Source organism: Streptomyces sp. NPDC048506, from assembly GCF_040651315.1.
Taxonomy (GTDB): Bacteria; Actinomycetota; Actinomycetes; order Streptomycetales; family Streptomycetaceae; genus Streptomyces.
This window is the reverse complement of sequence record NZ_JBEZIX010000076.1, coordinates 10,840-35,893: the sequence shown is the minus strand read 5'-3', so window position 1 is coordinate 35,893 and position 25,054 is coordinate 10,840. Positions and strand designations below refer to the sequence as shown.

The window sequence follows — 25,054 nt, the reverse complement described above, 5'->3', positions numbered from 1 at the left end:
GCCAAAGACCCGCTTGAGCCGGATGCCGCGACGAGTGGCACGTCCGGTTCTGAGGGGGCCGGGTCGTGGCAACACGACCCGGCTACCCGACTGCCTGCACACGCTGACACCACCCCAAACGACCACACCCTGACTTTCGGCCAGCGGGTACGCCGGGCCCGTGAGCGGAACGGACAGACGCGAGCCGTCGTCGGCGGTCTTGTGGGGCGCTCCCCAGAGTGGGTGAAGGCCATTGAGAACAGTCGTCTCAAGGTTCCTCGGTTGCCGTTGCTGCTCCGTCTCGCGGACGTGCTCGGGGTCGACGACATCGCCGAACTGACCGGAGACGAGCGCCTATTGGCGGCCAGCTATACCAAGTCAGCGCATGGTGCGCTGCCAGCGGTACGGGAGGCGCTGACGACGTACCGGCTCAACGACTCGGACGAGGAGCCGGACGATGTCGGTGATCTTCTCTCCCGTGTCACCGAGGCGTGGCGGTTGTGGCACGGCGGCGGCGGGCACCGCACCCGGATCGCTGTCGTACTGCCCGACCTGCTCGCCGACTTGCAACACGCGGCTCGGGCTCTGGACAGCACGGACCGCCGCCGTGCCCTGGTTGGACTCGCCGAGACTTACCATCTCGCCCAGCTCTACTTGTCTTTCCAGCCATCGCCTGAACTGGTCATGCTCACGGGTGATCGTTCCATGTCCGCGGCGCAGGATGCTGACAGTCCGCGGGCTATCGCTGCGGCGGCCTGGTACATGAACCACGTCTTCAGGGATGCTGGGGAGCGGCACGAGGCGCGGGTAGACCTGGCCATGAAGGCGGCACACCTGCTACGTCCCGACAACACTCCGGAAGACCTCGCGCGATGGGGGCTGCTCCATCTCGCTGCGTCGCTGTCGTACGCCAAGATCGGCCAGCGGGGAAACGCGGAACGGTTTTGGGACCACGCCGACGACGCGGCAAGGCGGCTCGGCACCGACTATGCCCACCCATACCTGATCTTCGGTCGAGGAATGGTCGACGCCTACGCGATCACCATGAACGCGGATCTTGTGCGCGGTGTCGAGGCTGTCGACGTAGCGAACCGGGTCGACCTCGCGTCGATGCCGTCAGCGACGCGACGTTCGTTCCACATGATCGAGACCGCTCGCGCGTACAGCCTGCAAGGCGAGCAAGTCGCGGTGGTGCACTTGTTGAAGAGGGCGTTGGAAATCTCGCCGGAGACCGCGCGATTCAACCTGTTCGCCCGGTCGACCGTGGCCGAGTTGGACGAGTCGCGGAACGCCGTGATCCGTGATGACGTTCGGTACCTCAAGAACAAGCTGGGAGTCCCCGCGGCAGCGTGAAGGGGTACAACCTGTACCCCTCCTCAAGGGGGTAGAACTCATACCCCTCGCCTGCATTCAGGAGCCGTACGGTCACTCATCGACTGACCGTCAGAAGACCCCCGCGACCGCGTTGGGCGCGGTCCGGGGGCGTGGCCAACCTGAGAAAGCAGGTCGACATGCCGCGCTGTAACGCCCGCGTCTTCGAGCCGCTATTACGGCTGTTACTGCCCGCGCGCGGGCATCACCGGTCGCCCGGCGCACTGCCCGCCGTGGGGTGCATGGACGCGCCGACGCTCGTGCTGCCCCGCGTCCCCGTCGGACGGCGGCCGGGGTGGCTGTGTGGTGAGGACACTGCCCTGATCCGCCCGTATGTCCTCACACCCGTGGAGCATCAGGAACGGCGCTTGCAGCGCGGACGGCGGCGGGCGCTGTGGCTCGCAGCGTATGACGTCGATGCCGGGCCGCGCTGGATCCACGGCGTGGAGGTGATGGGCTGATGCCTCGGAACTGCCGCCCCGTTCACCTGATGGACCCGGTTCCGGTACCGGAGCCCGAGCCGGTCGCAGACTGCGATGTGTGCGCCGCTCGGGCCGGGCAGCGCGCAGCGGCGCGTGCCCTCGGCGACCAGACGACGGCGATCGACTGCAACATCGAGATCCGCCGCCACCCGCACCCGAAGCGGGAGGGCCGATGACGACCCAGGCACGCACGGTCAGCCAGGCGGCAGCGGTCGCCTACCGCGAACTGCAACTTGCCCTCGCTGACGCGAAGATGGCGTTCCCGGAAATGACACTCAGCGACACCGCAGACGGGCACATCCGGATCAACCTCGGGCGCGTCGACATCCGCACGGCCGCGAAGCTGGCCCGCGCACTGAATGCGGCGCGGACATGAGCACGGGCGCCTGGTCACAGCTGGTAGTTCGGGCCGAGGAAGTGTGGGACCGGCACGTTCGATATCGGGAGCTGTACCGGCAGCTTGACCGGATGCGGGCGGAGGTCAAGGCCCGTACTGCGTGGCTGGACGACCTGACAGAAGAGGACATGGCGGAGATGCTGCGCGGTCTCACCGAGTGCATCGACGCCATGCAGGCGGCGGGCAGCGACGTTCCGGACCGGCCGGATGGCGCGCCCATGACCGACCCGACGGCGGGCAGTGCGCCGCCCGTGACATAGACCAGGGTGGGGCCGCCGTGGCCTGTCTCCGGCCGCCCCACGCACACGACTTCCCCCGACCGGACAAGCCTTGAGCAGGGACAGACGTGTCCCGCGTGAGCCGACGGGCTCAGCTCTCGCCCCGGTCCGTCCAGCGGAGCGCAGTCCTAGGCGCGCTCTTCACGGATGCCGCGCCTGTCACGCGGCGAGGGAAACAGGTCCCGCCCGGTGGTCTCCTGCACCAGGCGGGACCACCCCTGAACCCCCGATCCGGTCGTCCCCAGCACGACGGTCGGCGGCCGGAGCGGGTACCCAAAGAACGACTCACCAGTAGGCGGAGCGATGGCACCCCAGTAGGAGTGCAGGCACAGGTCTTGGCGATCACGGAGTTGCGACGCTCTGTGATCACCGGGGGACCTGCATCTGTACTGCCGTCATGGCAGGCTGAACCCCTTGGGGTCAATTCGCCGCTGTACTGCCGGAGGGGTCGGCCTACGCGGAGACTCATCCACTGGGCTGCCGCTGCCCACGCATCACCGACCTGATCGGCGGTCAGCCCGCGTCGGCTTCTCTCCTCCACGTGGAGCGGAGTTGCGCGTCGACGTCGCCGGCCTGGCGAAGACCCGCCCGGTAGGCCGGTTCCCAGGCCGCCAGGTCGCCCAGGTCCGAGCCGAAAGCGCGCACCGAGGCCGGATCGGGGCCGATGGTCACCACGGTGTCCGCCCCCACTGCCGCCAGCTGCTGGTTGAGTGGCTCGCGGGGAAACAGGTGCGCCATCGGCTCGACCACGACAAGCGTGCGGGCTCCGGCGGCGAGATCGGCGTTGGTGCCCGATCGCAGCGCACCGTCCATGTACCGCCGGCCGCCGATGGCAACGGGCGGCGCGGCCCCGGGGAAGGCGCTGCTCGCCGCGACCGCGTGCACCAACGGCACGCCGCTGTCGCGGTCCCACACCACGGGCTCACCGGTGGTTGCGTCCACGGCGGTGATCAGCAGTCGCCGCTCCGGCCACGCGTCCGTACGGATCAGGGCAGCACGCCCCGTGATCAGCGCCTCCTCGGCTTCGGGGTCGGTGCTGTCGAGCGCGAGCCGGCCGACGCGACGCCTGGCCTCGCCGGGTTCCAGGCTGCGGTCGCCGAGCACGGCGAAGACCGCGTCCGTCCGCTCGGGGTCCGTCTTGAGCCGGTGGGCTGGCTGGCGGGTCGACGTCGCGAGCCGCCCCGAGTGCTGGCCGGTGGCAAGTAGCGCTCCGATGATCGCGCCGGCCGACGTGCCGACGATCAGGTCGGCTTCGCCCAGTTCCACGCCATCGCGGCGCAATCCGTAGGCCAGCCCTGCCATCCAGGCCGTGCCGACGTGCCCCCCGGGGCCCAGGACGAGTGCTCGGTCGAAGGTATGCATGGCGGTCTCCCCTCGTTATTGAAACAGTCGTACCATATACTGGCTCACGCCGTTTCGGTTCCGAGTTGCTGAGAGGAGATCCACCGTGGGGCGACCCGCAGATCCCGCCCGTCGCGAGCGCACACTGACGCAGGCGACCGACTATGTGCTGGCGCACGGATTGGCCGGGCTGAGCCTGCGGCCACTGGCCGCAGCCCTCGACACCAGCCCACGGATGCTGCTCTACGACTTCGGCAGCAAACAGGAGTTGGTCGCTGCGGTCCTCGCCGAGGCCCGTCGCCGAGGTGCTGTGCGTCTGGCCGAGCACCTTCTGCCAAAGACGGGCTCTGTGCAGGAGCGGCTGCGTGGCATCTGGGCGTGGATCAGCGCAGACGAACGTGCGCCGTTCGTCCGGCTGTTCTTCGAGGTGCACGCCGACGGACTGGTTCACCCCGAGACCTACCCCGACCAGGGCGAGGCGATCACGGACTGGTTCGACACGCTCGGCGCCACCTTCCGCGACGTCTCCACCGGTCCTGACGACACCGTCACGCCCACGTTGGTCATGGCTGTTGTCCGGGGTCTGCTGTTCGATCTCACAGCCACCGGCGACCGCCACCGCACCGATCGTGCGCTGGACCGCTTCGCTGCACTCCTGAGGCAGTGAACGCACAAGAAACTGGCGCCACGCCCGGGCGGCACGGCCCCGGGCAAGGACTGAGGCCGGTCCGATGTCGGGGCCGGGAACACCAGCAAGTCAGTCCGCGATGCCGCGACCGCATCGGGCGGGCTGATGCCCGGCTTCGCCCCAGGATTGGCGTCTGGTCATGGGCGGCGGTTCGGACATTCGTCCCAGCGGTGGGTCGTCCACGCCCGACGGGTCAGGCTACGCACGGTGATGTCGTCGGGTAGCGGTCCCAGGTCGTCCAGCCGACTACAGTAACGGTTGATGCTCTGGGAAACGTGAACTGGGCCGGGAACGGTCAGAGCCGGGAAGAGCCATCGGACACGGGGGAGACCGGCCCTTCCCGGCAGACACATCATCAGCCGGCCACCTGTGCGGCCCCCAGGGCCGAACGGCCCTCCATGGCACGGCAATCCGGCCCTCGATGGCGGGACGGCCGGCCCTCCTTGCAGGCCCGGTCGGATGGCCGGTGGGCGCCGGTGCCGGGCGGCGTTGCCGCACTGATCACGTAGGCTGCCGATCAGACGTACGGGATCCTTGGAGCAGCACGGTCATGTCCGAATCGCAGCAGTACGCACCGGCCACGAGCGGTCCGCACGGGCCGCAGCTCCACGAGCCGGACCGGGTGCGCAGCCTGCTCGACGCCGTGATGAGCCTGGGGCGGGGGCTCGAACTCCCCGAAGTGCTCAGGGGCATCGTGGAGGCGGCGGTTACCCTCACCGACGCGGAGTACGGGGCGCTCGGCGTGGTCGGCGACGGGCAGCTGTCGCAGTTCCTGCCCGTCGGGATGTCCGAGGAGCTCATCGGGCTGATCGGCCGCACGCCGTGCGGCCACGGCATCCTCGGGGAGTTGATCCGCAACCCGGCGCCACTGCGGCTCACCGACCTGACCAAGCATCCGCACAGCTACGGCTTTCCGGCCAACCATCCGCCCATGCGGACCTTTCTCGGGGTGCCGGTCCGGGTTCGCGACGAGGTGTTCGGCAACCTCTACCTCACCGAGAAGCGCGGCGGCGGCCCGTTCGACGCGGACGACGAGGCCGTGTTGACCACATTGTCCACGGCGGCGGGAGTGGCGATCGACAACGCCCGCATGTACCACGAGAGCCGCCGCCGCGAACGGTGGTTGGAGGCGCTGGGCGAGATCACTCGCAGCCTGCTGTCCGGTACCGACGCCGACGACGTGCTGCGGTTGATCGCGCAGCACGCGCAGGACGTCGCCGGTGCGGACTCTGCGGCGGTCCTGCTGCCGGCGCCCTCGTCCGCGGACCAGCTGACGGTGGCGGTGGCGTGCGGTACGAGCGCGAGCCGGATCCTCGGGCTGCGCGTGCCGACCGACGGTTCGCTGCCCGGGATGGCCGCCCGCAGCGGCCGGCCGGTGGTCAGTGCCGATCTACGGGCCGACCCACGGGCGTATCGGCTCGGCTCGGGCGCCGCCGGCAACGGGACCGTGCACCCGCCCAAGGGTGGGGAGTCGGACGGCGCCGGGTCGAACGGAGAGCCCGCGGCAATGTACGGGCCGACGGTCGCCGTCCCGCTCCACGTGGACACCGGCTGCGGTGCACTGCGGCTGAGCCGCCTGGCCGGGCGGCCCCCCTTCGACGACGCCGAGGTCACACTGATATCGGGCTTCGCCGACCAGGCCGTGATCGCTCTGGAACTCGCCCGCCGGCGGGCCGAGTCGGAGGAGCTGACGGTTCTTCACGATCGCGACCGTATCGCCCGGGACCTGCACGACCTCGCCATCCAGCGGCTGTTCGCGACCGGCATCACCTTGCAGAGTGCGACCCGGCTGATCGACCGTCCGGAGGCCGCCGAACGGGTCGGCCGCGCGGTCAACGACCTTGACACCACGATCAAGATCATCCGTTCCACCATCTTCGGGCTGCGCACCACCGGGGACGGCAAGGAGGGCCGTGGTCTGCGCCGCGACCTGACCGAGACCGTGCAGCGGGCGGCCGGCCCCCTCGGCTTCAGCCCGTCGCTGCTGATCGACGGCCCGGTGGACGCCGCGGTCCCCGACGGCCTGGCCCCTCACCTCGTGGCGGTGACCGCGGAGGCCCTCAGCAACGCGGCCCGCCACGCCCACGCCCGCCACTTGGACGTGACGCTGTCGGTGGCCGCGGACGCGGTGACGCTGACGGTGACGGACGACGGGGTGGGGGTCGGGGACGCACCGCACACCGGAGGTCTGGCCAACATGCGGGCCCGAGCCGATATGCACGGCGGCCGGCTGGCCGTCGAGAGGCCGGAGGTGGGTGGCACCCGCATCGTCTGGCGGGTGCCACTGCCCGACTGACCCGATCCGTTCCGGTTCCGGACGCGGTGCCGCCGGGGCTCCGCTCGCCTCGCGGCGCACCGGAAGTGGCGGGTCGCCCCTGGGGGTCAAGGCGCTGCGGTCACGCCCTTGTCCCCTTCAGCCGTTCGACGACCATCGCCGCCTGGACCCGGCGGCCCACCCCCAGCTTGGACAGGATCGCGGACACCCGGTTCTTGACCGTCTTCTCCGAGACGAACAGCCGGTCCGCGATCTGACGGTTGGTCAAACCCTCGCCGATCAGGTGCAGCACCTCCCGTTCGCGCGGTGAGAGCCGGTCCAGTTCGGACGTCTCCGCCTCGGCCGCATGGGCCCGGCCCGGGTCGCGCAGCCGCTCCATCACCCGGGTCGCGGTGCGCGGATCCAGCGTCGACTGCCCCGCCGCGACCGTGCGGATCGCCTGCACCAGCGCAGTGCCGTCGATCTGCTTGAGCACGTAGCCGGCCGCCCCGGCCATGATGGCGTCGAACAGCGCCTCGTCGTCGTCGAAGGACGTCAGCATCAGGCAGGCCAGCTCCGGCACCCGGGCCCGCAACTCCCGGCAGACCTCGATCCCTTCGTGGTCGCCGCCCGGCCCGTCGGTGCCGCCCAGCCGCACGTCGAGCACGGCCACCTGCGGGCGCACCGCCGGCACCCGGGCGAGGGCCTGCCGGGCGTCCCCCGCCTCCCCGACGACCTCGATGTCCTCCTCCGCCTCCAAAAGGTCCCGCACACCGCGACGGACCACCTCGTGGTCGTCGAGGATGAAGACCCGCAGCGGTGTGGCGGGGGCGGCGACATGCGCCGCGGGGGCAGGATGAACGGGCTGCTGGTTCATGCACTCTCGCTCTGTGGTTCTCGCGGTCGGTGGGCACAACGGTCCCGGCACGAGGTTCGTCGGGCCCGGCACCCCGCGCAAGGGCCGAACGGCCCTGGGGGATCGGGGCCCTTCGGGCAAGGCACCGCGTTGCGACACTGGCGCTCCCGTCAGGAGGTCGATTCCATGCAGCAGTCCTACCAGCCCGCACGTTCCGCTTCGTCCGTGCCGTCCATGCCGTCCGTGCCGTCCGCCGCCGGTACCGTCGGCGGCGAGTACCACGCCCTGCTCGCCCGGCACGACGCCATGCGGCTGCGGCGGCGCATCCTCGGTCAGGGCCGGGCATCCACACCGGACTTAACGGCCGCCTCCTACGACGGCGCCGCGGACCAGCGGCTGATCACCCAGTACCTCGACCTGGTCACGCCGTTCGGCGACCTGATCGCCCACCTCTACGACGAGATGTTCGCCCGGTGGCCCTACCTGCGGTCGTTGTTCCCCGCGTCCATGGACTTCCAGCGTGCGCATCTGGCCCGCGCCTTCTGGTACCTGATCGAGAATCTGCACCGCCCCGCCGAGGTGACCGCCTACTTTCGGCAACTCGGCCATGACCACCGCAAACTCGGGGTGCGTCCGGTGCACTACGAGGCGTTCGAGGCGGCACTGTGTGCGGCGCTGCGACGCACCGCCGGGCCCCGCTGGGCCGAGGCGGTGGAACAGGCGTGGGTGCGGATGGTGCGGTTCGCCGTCGCCTCGATGGTCGAGGGCGCCGACGCTGCGCTCGCCGAACCCCCGTGTTGGCAGGGCACGGTAACCGCCCACGAGCGGCGGCGCCCGGACCTCGCGGTGCTGCGGGTACGGCTGCACGAGCCGTACCCGTACCGGGCCGGCCAGTTCGCGGCGGTCGAGTCCCCGCTCATGCCCCAGGCGTGGCGGCACTACTCCCTCGCGTCGGCGCCGGGGCCCGACGGCGAGGTGGCGTTCCATGTCCGGCGCACCGGCTCCGGCGGGGTCAGCGAGGCTCTGGTCAGCGGGACCCGGGTCGGCGACATCCTGCGGCTGGGCCCGGCGCACGGCACGATGACGCTCCGGGACGGGGACCGCTCCCGTGATCTGCTGATGGTGGCGGGCGGCACGGGCTGGGCGCCGATCAAGGCGCTGCTGGAGGAGTGGGCGGGTCGTCGCCGTGGGACCGGCGGTCTTCCGCGACGCCCGGCCGGCCGGGTCCACCTCTTCGTCGGCGCGCGCAGTCGCGCCGAGCTGTACGACGCCGCGGCGCTGGCCGAGTTGGCGGCGCGCCACGACCGGCTGCGGGTGGTCCGGGTGCTGGACGAGGACATCGTCCCGGAGAACGACACCCCGCCGGCCGGGTACGGTCCGCTGGCCGAGGCGGTGGCGCGGGACGGGCAGTGGTCGCATCACCTCGCCTTCGTCAGCGGTCCGGCGGCCATGGTCGGTGCCACCGTCGCGCGGCTGACCGCAGCCGGTATGCCGGCCGACGACATCCGCCACGACCCGGTGCCGGGCCCACTGGCCCCGCCGGCCGGCCGCTGCCCGGCGTACACGGCGGACGGGGCGGTGACCCGAGCGGCGGGGTGACGCCAACGGGCTCTGCATTGCGCGGTCCCGAGGCGGGCCGAACGGCCCTTGGCGGGTAGCCGTCACGGGCCTTCTACTGGCGGCAGGTCAAGTGCGTCAGCAGTGTCACAAGGACAGGGAGCACGCCGTGAACGACATTCCGGCCCGGCACGCCACCGGGACCGCCACCGACTCCGCGCTGGCGGCCTGGGCCGACCGCGAGGCATCCCGCCACAGCACCGAACTGGACCGCGCCGAGGCCCTCCGCCTGTTGGGCAGCGTGTCACTGGGCCGGATCGTCTTCACCCAGGACGCGCTGCCGGCCATCCGCCCCGTCAACCACCTCCTCCACCACGGCGAGGTGATCATCCGCACCCACGAGGGTGCGGCGCTGACCAGCTTGACCGAGCACGCCGAGGACACAGGGGTGGTCGTCGCCTACGAGGCCGACCACATCGACCCGGCCACCCACTGCGGCTGGAGCGTGGTGGTGACCGGCTACTGCCACCTTGTGACCGATCCCGACGACCTGGCGCACTACCAGGCGTTGCTGCACCCCTGGGTCGACCACCAGATGTCCTACGCGCTGCGGATCCGTCCGGACCTGGTCACGGGGTTGCGGTTGTCCCGCTGCTGAAGGGGGTTGCGGAAGGGGGGTGTGGGCAGGTCCGAATGCCGTCTGACCTGCTTGTTCATCCCGTGTGGGCGAGGCCGTGCAGGGTGGCGACTGCTTGGACGGCGTGGTGGCGGCCGAGTCCCTTCTGCCGGCAGTCGCGGAGGAGGAGCGCTGTCGAGAAGCCACGTCCCCGACGCCTCAGCCCCTCCTCGATTCCCGCGCCCCATGCGTCACGGGAGTGACCAAGCGTTTGCACTGGCGAAGCAGGGGAAACGCTCCTTGCGGATCGGTCCTGGCCCGGGGCCAGCCATCACGCGCCGTGCGTACTGCGCGCAGTCTGCACGCAGCGAGAGGACTCCATGAAGCACATCCGCCGTTCATTCACCGTCCTGGCAACCGCCGTTCTGCTCTCCATGGGGAGCCTCTGCCTCACCGCATCGGCCCAAGGCTTCTCCGAAAATCCCGAGAGCAATGCCGCCGTCGTTCCTGCGCTGGGGCCAGGGCTCATCCTGTAACGGACTCCCTCACACGTGGTGCGGCGCCAAAAGCGGCACCCTCTCACCATCTCGTGGCTCAGTCCCCGGACCAACCCCAGAAGTAGATCTCCTGTGGCGCCCCGTGGTCGTCGTGCAGTACTGCGCAACGGCCGTACCCGCGCTCGCGAGCGAGGTCCTGGATCTCCGGAACGTGTTCGCGGGTCAGCCGTTCCATGCCGGTGGCCCTCCGGGCCTCTTCGGCAGTCACCGGCTGCACTGCACAAATCTCGGGCTCCTCGTCTTCCCGTTGAACATGGAAGACATCGAGAATCGAATGGGTGCCGGAGTGCTGCGTCCACTCGTCCGCCCAGAGCTCGTCCAGGGTCAAAGGTCGCGGGCGGCGCTCCTCCTCAGGAAGCCAGTCGCCGCCGCGCACCCAGTAGTAGTCACCAGCGAGGAACACTCGGTGCCGCAACTCCTCCAGCGCGACGCCGAGATCCTCCTGGTACGGCACGTAGTAGTCCCAGGCCGAAGCCCCCATCCGGTACCCCTTCCGAGTCGGCCACCAACGCGGCGCCACGTCACGAGAACGTTAGCGGTCACCTCTGACAGGCCAAGAAGGCCGATCGGCAGGCCTCCCTCATCGACTGCGGAGCCGTACCCAAGAAGAACCGGTTCCTGGACGCCCGGCCTCGCACCTGAGCGGGCATACAAGACACCGGACGCAGGTGCGGATGCCGCGGGAGGCGAGGCTCTGGTGGGCCGTACCACGGTTCTCGGTCAGCTGAACTCGGCCGCGTGGTCGATGGCCCACTTCGCGAAGGTGCCGGCCGGTCGGCCGGTCAGGCGCTCGACATGATCGGTGGTGCGGTTCGACTCCGGTCGACACACCGACGCCGCGATCAGCGCTTCCACCAGTCGCTCGGGACGTCCGTCCGCGAGCATTCGTGATCGCGCGAGGCCGGTGGGGAGCGCTTGGAAGCGCAGACGGCGCCGGAGTGCGGCACCGAGGAGAGCGACCTGGTCGGCGCGACCGAGCACCTCAGGTCCTGTCAACGCATAGGGCTCGTCGTCCAGTTGGTCGTGGTGCGCGAGCAGTACGGCTACGGCCGCATCGGCCACATCGCGCTCGTCGACGACGGCTGTGCGCGTGACGTCCGGGCCCGACACCACGTCGTCCGCCCGCAACTGTGCCGCCCAGCCACGGACGTTGGAGGCCAAGGTGTCGCTGCGCAGCACCGCTGGTCGCAGACCGGCATCGTGGAGCAGGGCTTCCATGTCCGCGTGCACCTGAACGATGGGATCGCTCTGGCGAGCGGCCTGGTCGTCTACAGCCGTCGAGGACAGGTAGACGACACGGGGTGCCGCTGCGGTGAGTTCCGCAATCAGGTCGTGGGCGGGGGCGGAATCGAGCAGTGGCCAGATCAGAAAGACAGAGTCGATGCCCACGAGCGCCGCGCGGACGACAGTGGGGTCTGTGAGGTCGCCGACCACCGACTCGACTCCGGGGCGCGGATCGGTCCGATGGCGCGCAAGGCTCCGCACGCGCGCGCCGTGTGCCTGGAGGCGGTCGACGACCTCCCGGCCGAGATTGCCGGTCGCGCCGGTGACCAGGATCGATGAACGGTGACGGACGCCCGCGGGGCGAGTGGTATCAGGCATGATCGAGACGCTAGGGGTTCAGGTCGACATGAAGGCAAGGAGCGTGTGGTGAAGACGATCGGAGAAGTAGCCGCGGGACTCGGAATCGAACCCCACGTGCTGCGGCACTGGGAACAGGTCGGGGCACTCACCGTGCGTCGCGACGGCAACGGCTACCGCGTCTACGACGACAACGCTCTGGAACAGGCACGCACCGTGCTGAAACTGCGACGCGTCGGGCTCTCGTTGCCCGAGGTCACCGCCGCCATGTCGCCGAAGAAGTCGGCAGCACAGGCGGTCGTGAGGGCGAAGATCGCTGCACTCGAAAGTGAAGTCGTCCGCAGGCAGCAGGCAATCACCTTCCTGCAACACACGGTTGAGTGTCGGCATCGATATCTCGACGACTGTCCGGACTGTGCGACGTTCGTCCGTGACGCTTGAGCCGCCCTCCCCCTGGGTGACTACGAAGCCCGACTCGGCGTCCGGCCTCGGCTCCGGTGAGCCGACCGTCGGCGGCGGTTGAGTACGCCGATGAGAGCGGCCAAGTCGGCGGCGCCGGCCGGGTCGTCCGCGTAGCGGGTGGTCTGGAGGGGGCCGACCTCCGGAAGGACGATGTCCTCGCGGGCCAGGATGTGGACCAAGGTCAGCAGGGCCGCACGGGCATTGCCGTCGGTGAAAGGGTGGAAGAACGCCACGTCGAGGTACGCACGGGCCGCGCGGGCCGCCAGCGGGAGCCCCGGGGCGGTCGCCTCGCGCAGGCAGGCGGCAAAGTCAGCCCCGGTGCGCGGAGTCAGGCCATAGCGCTCACGGCCGGCCTTCGCATAGGCGTCCCCCGTACGGAACGGCGCCTCTCCCCCGCCGAGGACCTCACGCTGCCAACCGGCCAGCAGGTCGAAGTCCAGCGGGGCGCGGCGTGCGGCATCGGCGCGGGCCAGGGTGTGGGCGGAGAGCAGGCGCTCGGCGCGGACGGGGTCGCGCCGGCGGACCGGCCCTTCGCACCAGGCCCGGAACCCGTCGTTCGCAGGCAGCCCCTGCCGCAAGGCGGGTGCGTGGCGCCAGTCGGTCTCGCGGCGCACGCGCAGCCAGGTCATGAGGCTGTCAGTAGCGGTCATGGAACTCCTCCAGGGCGGCCCGCTCGCGATGGTCCTGGTAGGGGGCATGGCCGGTGAGGGCGACGGCAAGGTCCTCACCGACCGATTCGATCAGTGTCCGCCCCGGGGTGACCCAGCTCTCGAACCGGCCGCCGATCGCGGTCTCCACCGCCTGTTCGGCGTCGGCCTGGTTCATACCGGTGGTGGTGAGGAACCAGCGCAGGACCAGTGCGGCCTGCCCGTGCCAGCCGCCCTCCGCGCCCGAGTCCAGTGCGTGTGTCACGAGCCGGACGGTGGCCCGCTCCAGATGCCAGCTGCGATCCTCCGGGGAGGCTTCGGGCGGCGGCGCCAGTTCCGCAAATCGCTGCGCCAGCCTCTCCAACCACTCCCGCCACTCCAGGAGCGCGGCGACGACACGAGCAGCGGTCTCCTCGGGGGTCGTCACCGAGGTTGCTCCAGTAACCCAGCTGCCGATCACCCCGCCGTACCGGTAGCACCAGTTCCATCCCTGAGCCCAACTCCCGTAGCGCTCCCGGATGATCGCGTCCACCTGGCGTTCGCACCAGCGTTCGCCCTGCCACCCACCCGCCATACCGGAGAGCACGGGCGGCACCCATTCGCGGACCAACGCGAAGAGGCGGGCTTCCTCGTCCTCGTCCCATGTGAAGGGGTGACGGTCCGGGTCGAGATTCTCCCAGTTCAGCATGGCCCTGTAGGAGGGGGAGGGCACGCGGTTCTCGGGGAAGGGCAAGGTGTCTCGGTTGTACGTCAGTGCCGGGCCCGCTCTTCTGTCTGCTCCAATGGGCCATCAGTCTCGGCCCGCACAGCCCGGGATGGCGAATGGTTTTCCGGACCGGAACCCGGCGCGGCCACATGTGCACACCGTATCGAGGACTCCTACTCCTCTCTCGGGTGCTCAGTTCCGGAGCAGGGGACGTGACGGCGAGAGGGTCGGGGGCGACGTACAACGCATCGGCTGCCGCGGTCAGCGCACGAGGGGGAGGAAGATCGTGTCGACGATTTCTTCGAGGAGGCGGTCGGGCACGGGGGCGAAGGTCGTGAGGATTTCGTGGCGCAGCAGGTCGAAGGGGAGGGACTTGATGCGTTCGCTGAGGTGTTCCGGGTTGATCTCGCCGCGGTCGACGGCACGGTCGAAGAGCACATCGGCGGCGTTCTCGCGCCCTGTGGCGAGGAGGTCGCCGGGGCCGGTGCCTGTCTCCTGGTAGTAGCCGGCCAGGTGCACGCTCATGACGGTGACGAGTTGGACGCGGGTGGCGTTGATCGTCCGCATGAGGGTGAGGACGTCCTCGCGCAGGCTCCCGGTGTCGGGGATGTCGACTCGGGACTGCTCCAGGACGTGGGCGATGGCCGCCCGGACGAGCTCGTCGCGGTCGGACCAACGGCGGTAGAGCACGGGAGGACTGGTGCCGGCGCGCTGGACGACGGCGTCCATGGTGAACCTGGCGTAGCCGTGGGCCGTGAGTTCTTCCCAGGCCGCATCGAGGAGCGCCTTCTCCAGTGCCGCTCCGCGGCGCCGCTCGGGCATCCAGACCTCCATTGAATAGACTTGCCTATCTTATCTCAGTGTCCTACCGTGAGGTCTACAAGATAGGACTCTATATCTTAGGGCGCTGTTCGTGAGCGCTCCCCACGAGACCGGGACCGCCTCTGCGGCGCCGGACCCGACCGCATCCATCCCGCCACGTGGCGCATGGCGTTCGCGTTCCCCAGCATCGTCGGCGCCCCGCCGTCGTCTTCGACACCACCATCGGCGTCGACCCGTCGAACGCCGCCGGCGACTTCCGGGTTCGGCGGCCGGCTCCCGCCTCGGCATGGCGGGATGGCGGGCCTCACCAGCCGGGCACACCCCTGGGCGCGACCACCGAGCCCACCAGGAACCGATCAACTCGCCCCTCCGACTTCGGACTTGAGGTGATGCTGACTGCACCACCAGGACTCCGACCTGCGGATGAGGGCTCTAGCGGAGAGAAGAAGACCAGATGTCTTCCATGTCCAGAAGGACCGCGTCCATGAAGACCGCGCTGACCACCGACAGCAGCCGTTCGGACTACGACGTGCTCGTGGCAGGCGCTGGGCCGGTCGGCCTGATGCTCGCAACCGAACTACAGTTGGCGGGCGTCCGGGTGCTGGTCGTCGAACGGCGGGCGGAGCGTGACACCGCGCTCAAGGCGGGGGCGATCAACACCGCCTCCGCCGAGGCCTTCGAGCGACGCGGCTTGCTCCCCGCGTTGGAGGCGGTGGAGGGGCAGCAGCCGTTCCACGGGGAGCGCAGGCGGCCGCCTTTCGTCGGGCACTTCGGTGGGATTCAGGTCCCGGCAGACCCTGTCGACGAGGAGGATCCCGGCCTGCGCGACCGTGGCCCGGCTTGGTATGTGCAAGTCCCGCAGGTCGAGGTGGAGCGGATCCTCGGTGAGCGCGCGGCGGAGCTGGGCGTCGAGGTCAGGCGCGGGGTCGAGGTGCGTGGATTCGACGCGGAGGAGGCCGGTGTCACCGTTCACCTGCAAAGCGGGGACGACGTGCGCGTGGCCTGGCTCGTCGGCTGCGACGGAGGCCGCAGTCTGGTGCGCCGCCAAGCGGGCTTCGAGTTCCCCGGCACGGACCCGGTCATCACGGTCCGCCAGGCGGTGGCCACCGTGGAGGGGGCGGAGCGCCTGGGGCGAGGCTGGCAGCACACCCCCACCGGCGTCTACGTCCACGGGCCGATGCCGGGTCGGGTCCGCACCGTCGAGTTGGACGGCCCCCCGGCCGACCGGGAGGCACCCGTCACCGCGGCCGAGATGGAGGCCAGTCTGCGGCGCGTCAGCGGCGTCGACGTCCGCGTGACCGAGGTCCTCGGCGGCACGCGCTTCACGGACAACGCGCGGCAGGCGACGACCTATCGGCGCGGTCGGGTGCTCCTCTGCGGCGACGCCGCCCACGTGCACTCCCCCTTCAGCGGCCAGGGCCTGAACCTGGGGCTCGGCGACGCCGTCAATCTGGGCTGGAAGCTCGCCGCCACCGTGCAAGGGTGGGCGCCCGAGGGCCTGCTTGACACCTACACCAGCGAACGGCACCCGATCGGCGCCTGGGTGCTCGACTGGACGCGTGCGCAGGTGGCCGTGATGCGCGGCGACGCCTACAGCCGTGCCCTCAGGGATGTGGTCACCGACCTCCTCGGCACACGGGACGGAGCGACCTCCTACGTGAAGCGGATCTCCGGGCTGTGGCAGCGCTACGACCTGGGGAACGGCCATCCGCTGGTCGGCGCGACGATGCCCGACCTCCGGCTGGACGACGGCACACGGCTCGCCGACCACACCCATGAGGGCCGGGCCCTGCTCGTCGATCTCGCGGGGAACGACCAGCTGGCAGCCCTGGCCGAGCCGTACGCCGGGCGTCTGGAGCTGGTCCGGGGTGGTTCGGAGGGTGCCGGGGTGAGCGGCTTGCTGGTGCGTCCCGACGGCTTCGTAGCGTGGGCGTCGGCCGCCGGTGACCTCGCGGGCCTGGAAGCCGCCCTGACGCGCTGGTTGGGGGACGACACGGCCGCTCCGACCAACGACCGTCCCGCACCCGGCAGTTGGCACACCGGCAGGCTTTGAGCGCCTCCACGAGGACGTGCTGACTCGCTGCCGGCTGACCGGCGTACAGGGGGGCACCACGCCATTCGGACGCCGTTCGGCCCTTGCGGCCAGCGGTTTGGGACCGACCTGCCCCTCGCCGTAGGCCACCCGACGGCCTTCTGTCTCACCGAACTGTGTAGTGCTGGGTGGGCGCGCCGGGGCGTAGGGCGGCCATACCTGCTGGGGCGGACCTTGCGGCGTTCACGTACGTCGAGCTGTCGTACGTGAGCGCCGCACTCGAAGGACGGCGGTGTCCACTCCTGGAACGCGTCAGGGCCTGCCTCGTCCGGAACAGTCCTTGACGCATCGATGCCCGGGCGGCGGCTCCGGGCACGCTGTCTGCGGCTACGCGCCTCGGGCGGTCAGACGAAGTCGATGCGCTCCTCGCTGACCGGGTATCCCGCTCTCGCGAAATGTGCGGCCATCGGGAAGTTCCCCTGGTCGGTGGCGGCCGCGATACGCGTCGCGCCCCGCGTCACCAGGTCTTGTGTGCACTCGACCAGCAGGTCATAGGCGTAGCCGTGGCCGCGCTGCTCGGGGAGGACGCCGATGAAGCCGATGCAGGGGCCGGACGGATTGCGGGCGGGGACATGGAAGCCCGCCATCTCGCCGGCCGGAGTGTAGGCCACGCGCCACCAGTCCCGTGGGGAAGGCATCCACGTGAGGATGCCGAGGAGTTCCTCGACGGCGCCGTCCCTGCCGTACTCGGCGATGTCGTGCAGGTCGTGGGCGTCCAAGGAGCCTTCCTGGATACGACGCACCATGCCCCGGATGACGTTGTCGTCCGGCTCCGGCCGGTACTCCAGGCGCCCGGTGCGCTCGGGGAGCGGGCAATCGGAGGTCCAGGTGTAGCGGTAGCGTTCGACCAGTTTCCGGAGGCCGGCCGCCTCGGCTGCCGCCATCCGGGCCTCGGCTGCGGCCCGGACGTCCGGCTTCTCGCGCCAGTCAGGCGGCAGCAACAGGCTGTACTCAGCGTGAAAGGGCGCGGCGCGCAGCAGTTGGACAGCGGCTTCGGCGTCGGTGAAGTCGAACCAATCAAGGGCGATGGGCTTTTCGTCCCCGGGCTTGGCCCACCAGGCCGCGCGGGCGACGACGATGCCGTCGCGCAGGGCGACCCAGGTCCAGTCGGGCCGGTACTGGCCGCCGTCGGCAACCATGCCGTAGGTGTCGCCGAGGACGGCGCGGCCAACAATGCCCGGGTCGGGCAGGGAGGTGAAGAGGGGAGTCTCGCCCGCGGTGAGCGGACGGATGACCAGTTCAGTCATGGGTGAAGCGATCCTTCGGGAGAGTGACGCGCTCCCGGATCAGACCTGGGACGCCCGGTGGACGGGGCGGGAGCGCAGAGCTGTCGTGGTGGGCATCGCGCTCGCCTCCTTACCTGTGATCACGGGCGTGGGCCCACCCTAGGCGTGACCGCTCGCAGACGTCCAGGCATTTTCGCGAAGGCCGACCCAGGGTGTCCCGGGCGGCATCGCACAGCAGGCCGTGCGCCCGGCAGGCCCCCTGGCGGCGCCCGAATCCGGCTGCGTACCGTCCCCGCAGGGCGCAGCGCCACACCCGGGGCGCACCATGGAAGAGCACGGACAGTGCGCATGGGCCTGAACAACGCGGGTGACCTGGTAGGAGCCGTTCGGTGGGACGTGGACGGTTGCGGATCTACCTCGGGGCGGCCCCCGGGGTCGGGAAGACGTACACCATGCTCGAAGAGGGCCAGCGGCTGCGGGCGCTCGGCGCGGACGTGGTCGTGGGCTTCGTGGAGCCGCACGGGCGGCGGCCGACCGCGGCGATGGCCGAGGGCCTGGAGACGGTTCCCCGGTGCACCCTGGTCCATCGTGGTGCGTCCTTCACCGAGATGGATCTCGATGCGGTGCTGGCGCGTCGCCCTCAGGTCGCGCTGGTGGACGAGCTGGCCCACTCCAACGTTCCGGGAACCCGTAACGCCAAGCGGTGGCAGGACGTCGAGGAGCTGTTGGACGCGGGTGTCGACGTGGTCACCACGCTCAACGTCCAGCACCTGGAGTCCCTCAACGACGTGGTCCGGCAGATCACCGGGGTCCGGCAGCGCGAGACGCTGCCCGACGAAGTGGCCCGGCGTGCCGACCAGATCGAGTTGGTCGATCTGCCGCCGGAGGTGCTGCGCCGCCGCATGGTGCACGGCGACGTCTATCCGCCGGACCGGATCGAGTCCGCGCTCACGCACTACTTCCGGGTCGGCAACCTCACCGCGCTGCGGGAGCTCGCGCTGCTGTGGCTGGCCGACCGGGTGGAGGAGGGCCTTCAGCGGTATCGGGCCGCGCACGGCATCTCCGCTCCGTGGGAAACACGGGAGCGCATCCTGGTGGCGCTGAGCGGCGGGCCCGAGGGGGAGACCCTGATCCGCCGGGCGGCGCGGATCAGCGCCCGTACGCCAGGGACGGAGCTGCTGGGTCTCCATGTGGTACCGGCGGACGGGCTGACGGGCGCGGATCCGGCCGCCCTGGATACCCAACGTGTCCTGCTGGAATCGTTGGGCGGCAGCTACCACCAGGCATCGGGCGAGGACGTCGTCGAGGCCCTGCTCCAGTTCGCCGAGGCGGAGGACGTCACCCAGATCGTGCTGGGTGCGAGCCGGCACGGCCGTCTGGCCTCCGCCCTGCGCGCCGGTACGGGCGAGCGGACGATCAAGGGGTCCGGCCCCATCGACGTGCACATCGTCACCCATGAGGAGGCCGCCGGGGCCACCGCGCTGAGGCTCCCGCGTCCCACCCGCGGCATCGGCCGGAGACGGTTCTGGTCCGCGTTTGCCGGCGCGGTGCTGCTGCTCCCCCTGCTGACGGTGCTGTTGGCGGCGCTTCGTGGCCGGCTCGATCTCTCCAGTGACCTGGTGCTCTACCTGCTCGCCGTCGTCGTGGTCGGCCTCGTGGGTGGGCTCTGTCCCGCGCTGTTCGCGGCGGTCGCCGCGGCGCTGCTCGCCGATTACTACTTCACGGTGCCCGTGCACTCGCTGGCCATGGAGCGGGTCAACGAGATCGTCGCGCTCATCGTCTTCGTCGCCACGGCCGCTCTCGTCGGCACCGCCGCGGGGCGGACCGCTCAGCGGACGTACCAGGCCGTGCGCGCCACATCGGAGGCCCGGGCGCTGAGTCGCCTGGCCACGGCCATGATGCGCGGCCAGGAGCTCACGGCGCTGGTCGAGCAGATCCGGGAGAACTTCGGTCTGACGTCGATCAGCCTGCTGGAGAGGGACCCGGAAGCCTCCCCCGAACCCCGCTGGTACGTCGTCGCCAGCGCTGGGGAGCGGCCGCCCGAGAAGCCCTATGAGGCGGACGTGGAGAGTCCCGTGGATGAGAACCTCACGCTGGCCGCACGGGGATCCGGGCTGAGTACGGAGGACCAGCGGGTCTTCGCCGCGTGCGCGGCCGAGCTGGGGCTGGCGCACACCAGAGGGCGGACCGCCGGAGCCACGGCCGACGCGGACGCCCTCGCCGACGCCGAACGCACCCGGGCGTCGCTGTTGCTCGCGGCGGGCCGCGATCTGCGGCTCCCGCTGCGCGCGGCCGAAGAAGCCCTCGCGCGCCTGGACGTTGTCGGTGCGGGTCCCGCTTCCCAGGAGACGGCGCGCCTGGTGGGCAGCGCCCGTACGGCGGTGCGTCGGGCGACCCAGTTGGTCACCGACCTCGACGAACTCAGCCGGCTGCACGCCGGGGCGCTCGATCTCTACCTCCGTCCGGTCGACCTCGACGAGGCGCTGGCCGCGGCTTTGGACGACCTCGGGCCCGGTGGCCACACGATCGTCGTACGCCTGCCGGAGCGGCTGCCCGACGTGATCGCGGACGCCGCCCTCCTCACCCGCGTCCTGACGGCCCTGGGGGCCGACGCGCTGCGTCACAGTCCACGGGACCGGCCTCCGGTGGTCAGCGCCGAGGTCCACTCCGACCGCCTGGAGATCCGGGTGACGGACGGCTACCCCGACAGCGGGTCGGACGCACCGGCACAGGCCGTCGCCACCGCTGCCCGGGCGGCAGGGGGGAGGGAAGGGAGCCTGGGGCTCCGGCTGTCGCGGGACCTCGTCGAAGCCATGGGCGGCACTTTCGAGACCGCCGGCGCCGGAGCTGCCTTTGCGGTGACGCTCACGCTGCCGAGCGCCGCATCAGGCAACGACTGCCCTGTGGTTCGCGGCGCGCGCTGACCGTTTTCGACCGGGAGACCCTGCGCGAGCCGGCCGACGAGGGCAACGAGACCGCCCTGGACCGGCTGGCCGACCTCCCCGGCGCCGCACCATCACCCCAACCATCACCCCATCGGCCGCCGAGGCGGCGCACCGCTCTCGCATTCACCTGAGTTACCGTCAGAAAGTTGCCAGCGGGGCACTTTCCTAGGCGGTACCGCAGATGCCGGACCTCGTGTACATCGGGCTCACCCTTCTCGTGTTCGTGCTTCTCGGGCTGGTCGCCAAGGGAGTCGGGCGGCTGTGAGCGTGGAGAACATCGTCGGCCTGGTCGTGGCCGTGTGCCTCGTGATCTACCTGGTCTTCTGCCTGATCTTCCCCGACAGGTTCTGAGGGGGACGGGACGCGGTGAACGAGACACTCGCGGGCTGGCTACAGGTGCTGGTCCTGGTGGCTGCCCTCTCCCTCTCGTTTCGCCCGCTGGGCGACTACCTGGCCCGTGTCCTCACCAGCACCCGCCATCTGCGGGCGGAACGGCTGATCTACCGGGCGGGCGGAGTGGACGGCGACGCGGACCAGAAGTGGTCGGTCTACCTCCGCAGCGTGCTGGCCTTCTCCCTGGTCTCGGTGCTGTTCCTGTACGCCTTCCTGCGCCTACAGCACCATCTGCTGCTGTCCCTGGGTATGCCGGCCGTCTCCCCGGACCTGTCGTTCAACACGGCAGCGTCCTTCGTCACCAATACCAACTGGCAGTCGTATTCGGGCGAGTCGACCATGGGGCACCTGGTCCAGATGGCCGGCCTCGCGGTGCAGAACTTCGTCTCCGCCGCGACGGGTATCGCCGTCGCCGCCGCACTGGTCCGGGGCTTCACGTGGAAGAAGACCGATCAGGTCGGGAATTTCTGGGTGGACCTGACACGGATCGTGGTGCGGCTGCTGCTGCCGGCTTCCCTGGTCTTCGCCGTCGTGCTGGTGGCCGCCGGTGTCATCCAGAACTTCCACGGCGTCCACGACATCACCACCCTCGCCGGCGGGCAGCAGCGCATCACCGGCGGTCCGGTCGCCTCCCAGGAAGCCATCAAGGAGATCGGGACGAACGGCGGCGGCTTCTACAACGCGAACTCCGCCCACCCCTTCGAGAACCCCAACGCCTTCACCAACCTGGTCGAGATCTACCTCCTGCTCGTGATCTCGTTCGCGCTGCCGCGCACCTTCGGAACGATGGTGGGCGACCGCCGTCAGGGCTATGCGATCGTCGCCGTGATGGCACTGATCTGGGCCGCCTCGGTCGCGATCGCGACCGCCAACGAACTGCACGGCGTCAGCAGCACGGCCGGTCATGCGGCCGGCGGAATGCTGGAGGGGAAGGAGACGCGGTTCGGCATCTGGGCGTCGGTGCTGTTCGCGGTGTCGACCACGCTGACGTCGTGCGGGGCGGTGAACTCCTTCCACGACTCGTACACGCCGGGCGGTGGTGGGATGACGATCTTCAACATGATGCTGGGGGAGATCGCGCCCGGCGGGACGGGGTCCGGGCTCTACGGGATGCTGATCCTGGCGGTCGTCGCGGTGTTCGTGGCCGGACTGATGGTCGGTCGTACGCCCGAGTACCTGGGCAAGAAGCTGCGCGGCCAGGAGATGAAGTACGCCTCGCTGTACATCCTGACCACGCCGGCGCTGGTGCTGGCCGGCGCGGGGGTGGCGATGGCCTTCCCCGGTGAGCGGGCGGCGATGCTCAACTCCGGTCCGCACGGTTTCTCCGAGGTGCTGTACGCGTTCACCTCCGCGGCGAACAACAACGGCTCGGCGTTCGCCGGACTGAGCGTGAACACCGTCTGGTACAACACCGCGCTCGGCCTGGTCATGCTCATCGGCCGCTTCCTGCCGATGGTGTTCGTCCTCGCGCTCGCCGGATCGCTCGCCCGGCAGCAGCACGTACCGGTCACCGCGGGCACCCTGCCCACCCACCGGCCGCAGTTCGTCGGGCTGCTGACCGGTGTGGTGCTCATCGTCGTCGGACTGACCTACTTCCCCGCGCTCGCACTGGGCCCGATGGCGGAAGGTCTGGAGGGTCTGCGCTGATGTCCGCGACCGGCCTGCCCGCTCCCGCTCCGCCGACCGGGCCGTCCGCAGGCCGTCAGCGGCACCGGGTCTCGGGCGGACTGCTCGACCCCCAGCAGTTGCTGAGGTCCTTCCCCGACGCGCTGCGCAAGCTGGATCCGCGCACCATGTTCCACAACCCGGTCATGTTCGTCGTGGAGGTCGGGGCGATCCTGACCACGCTGTCCGCCATCAGGACGCCCAGCGTCTTCGCCTGGGTGATCACGGCCTGGCTCTGGCTGACGTCGGTCTTCGCCAATCTCGCCGAGGCGGTGGCGGAGGGACGTGGCAAGGCGCAGGCGGCGACCCTGCGGCGGACCAAGACCACCACCATGGCCCGGCGTCTGATCGGGTGGCAACGTGGCGCGGCCGACGCCACCGAAGAGGAAGTCCCGGGCGCCGACCTCCGGTTGGGCGACCACGTGGTCGTCGAGGCCGGGCAGACCATTCCCGGCGACGGGGACGTCGTCGAGGGGGTCGCGAGCGTGGACGAGTCGGCGATCACCGGCGAGTCGGCGCCGGTGATCCGCGAGTCGGGTGGTGACCGGTCGGCGGTGACCGGCGGCACGAAGGTGCTGTCGGACCGGATCGTCGTGCGGATCACCGCCAAGCCGGGGGAAACCTTCATCGACCGGATGATCGCGCTGGTCGAGGGCGCCGCCCGGCAGAAGACCCCGAACGAGATCGCGCTCAACATCCTGCTGGCCTCGCTGACCATCGTCTTTCTCGTCGCAGTGGTGACCCTGCAACCCTTCGCGCTCTTCGCGGGGGCGGAGCAGTCGATCGTCATCCTGGTCGCCCTCGTCGTGGCGCTGATCCCCACCACGATCGGAGCGTTGCTCTCGGCCATCGGCATCGCCGGCATGGACCGCCTGGTGCAGCGCAACGTCCTGGCCATGTCCGGGCGCGCGGTGGAGGCCGCCGGCGACGTCAACACCCTGCTGCTCGACAAGACCGGCACCATCACGCTCGGCAACCGCCAGGCCGCCGCGTTCCTGCCGGTGGAAGGGGTGACCACCGAGGAGCTCGCGGACGCCTCGCAGTTGTCGTCGATCGCCGACGAGACCCCCGAGGGCCGCTCGATCGTGGTCCTCGCCAAGCAGCTGTACGCGCTGCGCGGGCGCGGCGAAGGAGAGCTGGCCGGGGCGGAGTTCGTGCCGTTCACCGCCCAGAGCCGGATGAGCGGAGTGGACCTCGCCGACCCCGGTGACGCCGGTGGGGCCCGTGCGCTGCGCAAGGGAGCGGCGACGGCGGTGATGGGCTGGGTCCGTGACAACGGCGGGCACCCCACTGCGGATGTGGGCCACCTCGTCGACGGAATCTCCGCCACCGGCGGCACACCACTGGTCGTCGGCGAGGTGTCCGGTCACCGCGGTGCGCAGGCCTCCGCCCGGGTCCTCGGCGTCATCCACCTCAAGGACGTCGTCAAGGAGGGCATGCGGGAACGCTTCGACGAGCTGCGCAGGATGGGCATCAGGACCATCATGATCACCGGCGACAACCCCCTCACCGCGCGGGCCATCGCGCAGGAAGCCGGGGTGGACGACTTCCTCGCCGAGGCCACTCCCGAGGACAAGATGAGCCTCATCCGGCGCGAGCAGGAGGGCGGCAAGCTGGTCGCGATGACCGGCGACGGGACCAATGACGCGCCGGCACTCGCACAGGCGGACGTCGGTGTGGCGATGAACACCGGCACCTCGGCCGCCAAGGAGGCCGGCAACATGGTCGACCTGGACTCCAACCCCACCAAGCTGATCGAGATCGTCGAGATCGGCAAACAACTCCTCATCACCCGCGGCGCGTTGACGACCTTCTCGATCGCCAACGACGTCGCGAAGTACTTCGCGATCATCCCGGCGATGTTCGCCGGCGTCTATCCGGGCCTGGACGCGCTCAACGTCATGCGGCTGCACAGCCCGACCTCGGCGATCTCCTCGGCGATCGTCTTCAACGCCCTCATCATCGTCGCGCTGATCCCGCTCGCGCTGCGCGGTGTGCGCTACCGCCCGTCCTCCGCCGCGAAGCTGTTGAGCCGCAACATCTGGCTGTACGGGCTCGGCGGTCTGGCCCTGCCGTTCCTCGGCATCAAGCTGCTCGACCTCGTCATCCAGTTCATCCCCGGCCTGCGCTGAGGAGTGC

23 protein-coding genes and 2 pseudogenes are annotated in these 25,054 nt (G+C 70.2%); 16 read left to right on the top strand and 9 right to left on the bottom strand.

Translation table 11 applies throughout. From position 1 onward, the window contains the following. Positions 1-90: 90 nt before the first annotated feature. From AB0C96_RS39475 to AB0C96_RS39450, 6 genes and pseudogenes are all read left to right on the top strand, one after another. The gene (locus tag AB0C96_RS39475) at positions 91-1,332 is read left to right on the top strand and encodes a helix-turn-helix transcriptional regulator (RefSeq protein ID WP_362924677.1); all 1,242 of its coding nucleotides are present in this window, start codon (positions 91-93) and stop codon (positions 1,330-1,332) included. A gap of 131 nt (positions 1,333-1,463) precedes the next feature. Then, positions 1,464-1,811: a hypothetical protein gene (locus tag AB0C96_RS39470; RefSeq protein ID WP_362924669.1), complete on the top strand. Its 348-nt coding sequence runs from the start codon at positions 1,464-1,466 to the stop codon at positions 1,809-1,811. After that, the gene (locus AB0C96_RS39465) at positions 1,811-2,008 is read left to right on the top strand and encodes a hypothetical protein (RefSeq protein WP_362924667.1); all 198 of its coding nucleotides are present in this window, start codon (positions 1,811-1,813) and stop codon (positions 2,006-2,008) included. The genes AB0C96_RS39470 and AB0C96_RS39465 overlap by 1 nt, the downstream gene beginning before the upstream one ends. Next, entirely contained in the window at positions 2,005-2,208 is a 204-nt protein-coding gene (locus tag AB0C96_RS39460; protein WP_362924665.1) for a hypothetical protein, read from the top strand. The genes AB0C96_RS39465 and AB0C96_RS39460 overlap by 4 nt, the downstream gene beginning before the upstream one ends. Continuing rightward, positions 2,205-2,489 carry a hypothetical protein gene (locus AB0C96_RS39455; RefSeq protein ID WP_362924663.1) on the top strand — a complete coding sequence of 95 codons (285 nt, stop codon included), beginning with the start codon at positions 2,205-2,207 and terminating at the stop codon, positions 2,487-2,489. Before AB0C96_RS39460 ends, AB0C96_RS39455 begins: the two co-directional genes overlap by 4 nt. Positions 2,490-2,896: 407 nt before the next feature. Continuing rightward, positions 2,897-3,015 (top strand): annotated as a pseudogene (locus AB0C96_RS39450) (IS5/IS1182 family transposase); the annotation flags it as partial. A 5-nt stretch (positions 3,016-3,020) separates the two neighbouring features. On the opposite strand, the gene AB0C96_RS39445 reads toward AB0C96_RS39450, so the two are convergent. Further along, positions 3,021-3,869: a patatin-like phospholipase family protein gene (locus tag AB0C96_RS39445; protein ID WP_362924661.1), complete on the bottom strand. Its 849-nt coding sequence runs from the start codon at positions 3,867-3,869 to the stop codon at positions 3,021-3,023. 85 nt (positions 3,870-3,954) lie between these two features. Here AB0C96_RS39445 and AB0C96_RS39440 point away from each other — a divergent pair, with 85 nt between their 5' ends. Both AB0C96_RS39440 and AB0C96_RS39435 read left to right on the top strand, forming a co-directional pair. Next, positions 3,955-4,515, top strand: coding sequence for a TetR/AcrR family transcriptional regulator (locus tag AB0C96_RS39440; RefSeq protein ID WP_362924659.1), 561 nt, complete (start codon positions 3,955-3,957; stop codon positions 4,513-4,515). A gap of 667 nt (positions 4,516-5,182) precedes the next feature. Continuing rightward, complete coding sequence (locus tag AB0C96_RS39435; RefSeq protein ID WP_362924675.1) at positions 5,183-6,832, top strand: GAF domain-containing sensor histidine kinase; 1,650 nt, start codon at positions 5,183-5,185, stop codon at positions 6,830-6,832. A gap of 100 nt (positions 6,833-6,932) precedes the next feature. On the opposite strand, the gene AB0C96_RS39430 is transcribed toward AB0C96_RS39435, so the two are convergent. Continuing rightward, positions 6,933-7,667 carry a response regulator transcription factor gene (locus AB0C96_RS39430; protein WP_362924657.1) on the bottom strand — a complete coding sequence of 245 codons (735 nt, stop codon included), beginning with the start codon at positions 7,665-7,667 and terminating at the stop codon, positions 6,933-6,935. Between the two features lie 213 nt (positions 7,668-7,880). On the opposite strand from AB0C96_RS39430, the gene AB0C96_RS39425 reads away from it, so the two are divergent. Together AB0C96_RS39425 and AB0C96_RS39420 are read left to right on the top strand one after the other, a co-directional pair. Next, on the top strand, positions 7,881-9,245 hold the full coding sequence (locus AB0C96_RS39425) for a globin domain-containing protein (protein ID WP_362924673.1): 1,365 nt from the start codon (positions 7,881-7,883) through the stop codon (positions 9,243-9,245). Between the two features lie 178 nt (positions 9,246-9,423). Further along, the gene (locus AB0C96_RS39420; protein ID WP_362924671.1) at positions 9,424-9,861 is read left to right on the top strand and encodes a pyridoxamine 5'-phosphate oxidase family protein; all 438 of its coding nucleotides are present in this window, start codon (positions 9,424-9,426) and stop codon (positions 9,859-9,861) included. 55 nt (positions 9,862-9,916) lie between these two features. On the opposite strand, the pseudogene AB0C96_RS39415 reads toward AB0C96_RS39420, so the two are convergent. The 3 genes and pseudogenes from AB0C96_RS39415 to AB0C96_RS39405 form a co-directional block, all read right to left on the bottom strand. Then, positions 9,917-10,006 (bottom strand): annotated as a pseudogene (locus tag AB0C96_RS39415) (IS5/IS1182 family transposase); the annotation flags it as partial. Between the two features lie 407 nt (positions 10,007-10,413). Continuing rightward, the gene (locus AB0C96_RS39410; protein ID WP_362924655.1) at positions 10,414-10,857 is read right to left on the bottom strand and encodes a hypothetical protein; all 444 of its coding nucleotides are present in this window, start codon (positions 10,855-10,857) and stop codon (positions 10,414-10,416) included. 239 nt (positions 10,858-11,096) lie between these two features. Then, positions 11,097-11,978 (bottom strand): NAD(P)H-binding protein, encoded by an 882-nt coding sequence (locus AB0C96_RS39405; RefSeq protein WP_362924653.1) that lies wholly within the window; start codon positions 11,976-11,978, stop codon positions 11,097-11,099. 48 nt (positions 11,979-12,026) lie between these two features. Here AB0C96_RS39405 and AB0C96_RS39400 point away from each other — a divergent pair, with 48 nt between their 5' ends. Next, the gene (locus AB0C96_RS39400) at positions 12,027-12,398 is read left to right on the top strand and encodes a MerR family transcriptional regulator (RefSeq protein WP_362924651.1); all 372 of its coding nucleotides are present in this window, start codon (positions 12,027-12,029) and stop codon (positions 12,396-12,398) included. Between the two features lie 20 nt (positions 12,399-12,418). On the opposite strand, the gene AB0C96_RS39395 is transcribed toward AB0C96_RS39400, so the two are convergent. The 3 genes from AB0C96_RS39395 to AB0C96_RS39385 all read right to left on the bottom strand — a co-directional run bounded on the left by AB0C96_RS39395 (position 12,419) and on the right by AB0C96_RS39385 (position 14,594). Then, complete coding sequence (locus tag AB0C96_RS39395) at positions 12,419-13,069, bottom strand: Fic family protein (protein WP_362924649.1); 651 nt, start codon at positions 13,067-13,069, stop codon at positions 12,419-12,421. Further along, on the bottom strand, positions 13,056-13,754 hold the full coding sequence (locus tag AB0C96_RS39390; RefSeq protein ID WP_362924647.1) for a hypothetical protein: 699 nt from the start codon (positions 13,752-13,754) through the stop codon (positions 13,056-13,058). The genes AB0C96_RS39395 and AB0C96_RS39390 overlap by 14 nt, the downstream gene beginning before the upstream one ends. 279 nt (positions 13,755-14,033) lie before the next feature. Further along, on the bottom strand, positions 14,034-14,594 hold the full coding sequence (locus AB0C96_RS39385) for a TetR/AcrR family transcriptional regulator (protein ID WP_362924645.1): 561 nt from the start codon (positions 14,592-14,594) through the stop codon (positions 14,034-14,036). A 484-nt stretch (positions 14,595-15,078) separates the two neighbouring features. Between AB0C96_RS39385 and AB0C96_RS39380 the strand changes: the two genes are divergently transcribed. Further along, complete coding sequence (locus AB0C96_RS39380) at positions 15,079-16,647, top strand: FAD-dependent monooxygenase (protein ID WP_362924643.1); 1,569 nt, start codon at positions 15,079-15,081, stop codon at positions 16,645-16,647. 383 nt (positions 16,648-17,030) lie between these two features. On the opposite strand, the gene AB0C96_RS39375 is transcribed toward AB0C96_RS39380, so the two are convergent. Next, the gene (locus AB0C96_RS39375) at positions 17,031-17,933 is read right to left on the bottom strand and encodes a GNAT family N-acetyltransferase (RefSeq protein WP_362924642.1); all 903 of its coding nucleotides are present in this window, start codon (positions 17,931-17,933) and stop codon (positions 17,031-17,033) included. A 368-nt stretch (positions 17,934-18,301) separates the two neighbouring features. Here AB0C96_RS39375 and AB0C96_RS39370 point away from each other — a divergent pair, with 368 nt between their 5' ends. The 4 genes from AB0C96_RS39370 (at position 18,302) to kdpB (ending at position 25,047) form a co-directional block, all read left to right on the top strand. Next, entirely contained in the window at positions 18,302-20,836 is a 2,535-nt protein-coding gene (locus AB0C96_RS39370; RefSeq protein ID WP_362924640.1) for a DUF4118 domain-containing protein, read from the top strand. 282 nt (positions 20,837-21,118) lie between these two features. Beyond that, entirely contained in the window at positions 21,119-21,208 is a 90-nt protein-coding gene (gene kdpF / locus AB0C96_RS39365; protein WP_362924638.1) for a K(+)-transporting ATPase subunit F, read from the top strand. Positions 21,209-21,223: 15 nt separating this feature from the next. After that, positions 21,224-22,897 (top strand): potassium-transporting ATPase subunit KdpA, encoded by a 1,674-nt coding sequence (gene kdpA / locus AB0C96_RS39360; protein WP_362924636.1) that lies wholly within the window; start codon positions 21,224-21,226, stop codon positions 22,895-22,897. Beyond that, entirely contained in the window at positions 22,897-25,047 is a 2,151-nt protein-coding gene (kdpB, locus tag AB0C96_RS39355) for a potassium-transporting ATPase subunit KdpB (RefSeq protein WP_362924634.1), read from the top strand. The genes kdpA and kdpB overlap by 1 nt, the downstream gene beginning before the upstream one ends. Positions 25,048-25,054 lie beyond the last annotated feature (7 nt).

What these genes read in the sequence shown, in the direction of transcription:
- AB0C96_RS39425 (WP_362924673.1), top strand. Translation starts at nt 7,881, where the DNA reads ATGCCGTCCGTGCCGTCCGCCGCCGGTACCGTCGGCGGCGAGTACCAC.
- AB0C96_RS39430 (WP_362924657.1), bottom strand. Translation starts at nt 7,667, where the DNA reads ATGAACCAGCAGCCCGTTCATCCTGCCCCCGCGGCGCATGTCGCCGCC.
- AB0C96_RS39405 (WP_362924653.1), bottom strand. Translation starts at nt 11,978, where the DNA reads ATGCCTGATACCACTCGCCCCGCGGGCGTCCGTCACCGTTCATCGATC.
- AB0C96_RS39465 (WP_362924667.1), top strand. Translation starts at nt 1,811, where the DNA reads ATGCCTCGGAACTGCCGCCCCGTTCACCTGATGGACCCGGTTCCGGTA.
- AB0C96_RS39435 (WP_362924675.1), top strand. Translation starts at nt 5,183, where the DNA reads ATGAGCCTGGGGCGGGGGCTCGAACTCCCCGAAGTGCTCAGGGGCATC.
- kdpB (WP_362924634.1), top strand. Translation starts at nt 22,897, where the DNA reads ATGTCCGCGACCGGCCTGCCCGCTCCCGCTCCGCCGACCGGGCCGTCC.
- AB0C96_RS39410 (WP_362924655.1), bottom strand. Translation starts at nt 10,857, where the DNA reads ATGGGGGCTTCGGCCTGGGACTACTACGTGCCGTACCAGGAGGATCTC.
- AB0C96_RS39390 (WP_362924647.1), bottom strand. Translation starts at nt 13,754, where the DNA reads ATGCTGAACTGGGAGAATCTCGACCCGGACCGTCACCCCTTCACATGG.
- AB0C96_RS39380 (WP_362924643.1), top strand. Translation starts at nt 15,079, where the DNA reads ATGAAGACCGCGCTGACCACCGACAGCAGCCGTTCGGACTACGACGTG.
- AB0C96_RS39375 (WP_362924642.1), bottom strand. Translation starts at nt 17,933, where the DNA reads ATGACTGAACTGGTCATCCGTCCGCTCACCGCGGGCGAGACTCCCCTC.
- AB0C96_RS39445 (WP_362924661.1), bottom strand. Translation starts at nt 3,869, where the DNA reads ATGCATACCTTCGACCGAGCACTCGTCCTGGGCCCCGGGGGGCACGTC.
- AB0C96_RS39395 (WP_362924649.1), bottom strand. Translation starts at nt 13,069, where the DNA reads ATGACCGCTACTGACAGCCTCATGACCTGGCTGCGCGTGCGCCGCGAG.
- AB0C96_RS39455 (WP_362924663.1), top strand. Translation starts at nt 2,205, where the DNA reads ATGAGCACGGGCGCCTGGTCACAGCTGGTAGTTCGGGCCGAGGAAGTG.
- AB0C96_RS39460 (WP_362924665.1), top strand. Translation starts at nt 2,005, where the DNA reads ATGACGACCCAGGCACGCACGGTCAGCCAGGCGGCAGCGGTCGCCTAC.
- AB0C96_RS39385 (WP_362924645.1), bottom strand. Translation starts at nt 14,594, where the DNA reads ATGCCCGAGCGGCGCCGCGGAGCGGCACTGGAGAAGGCGCTCCTCGAT.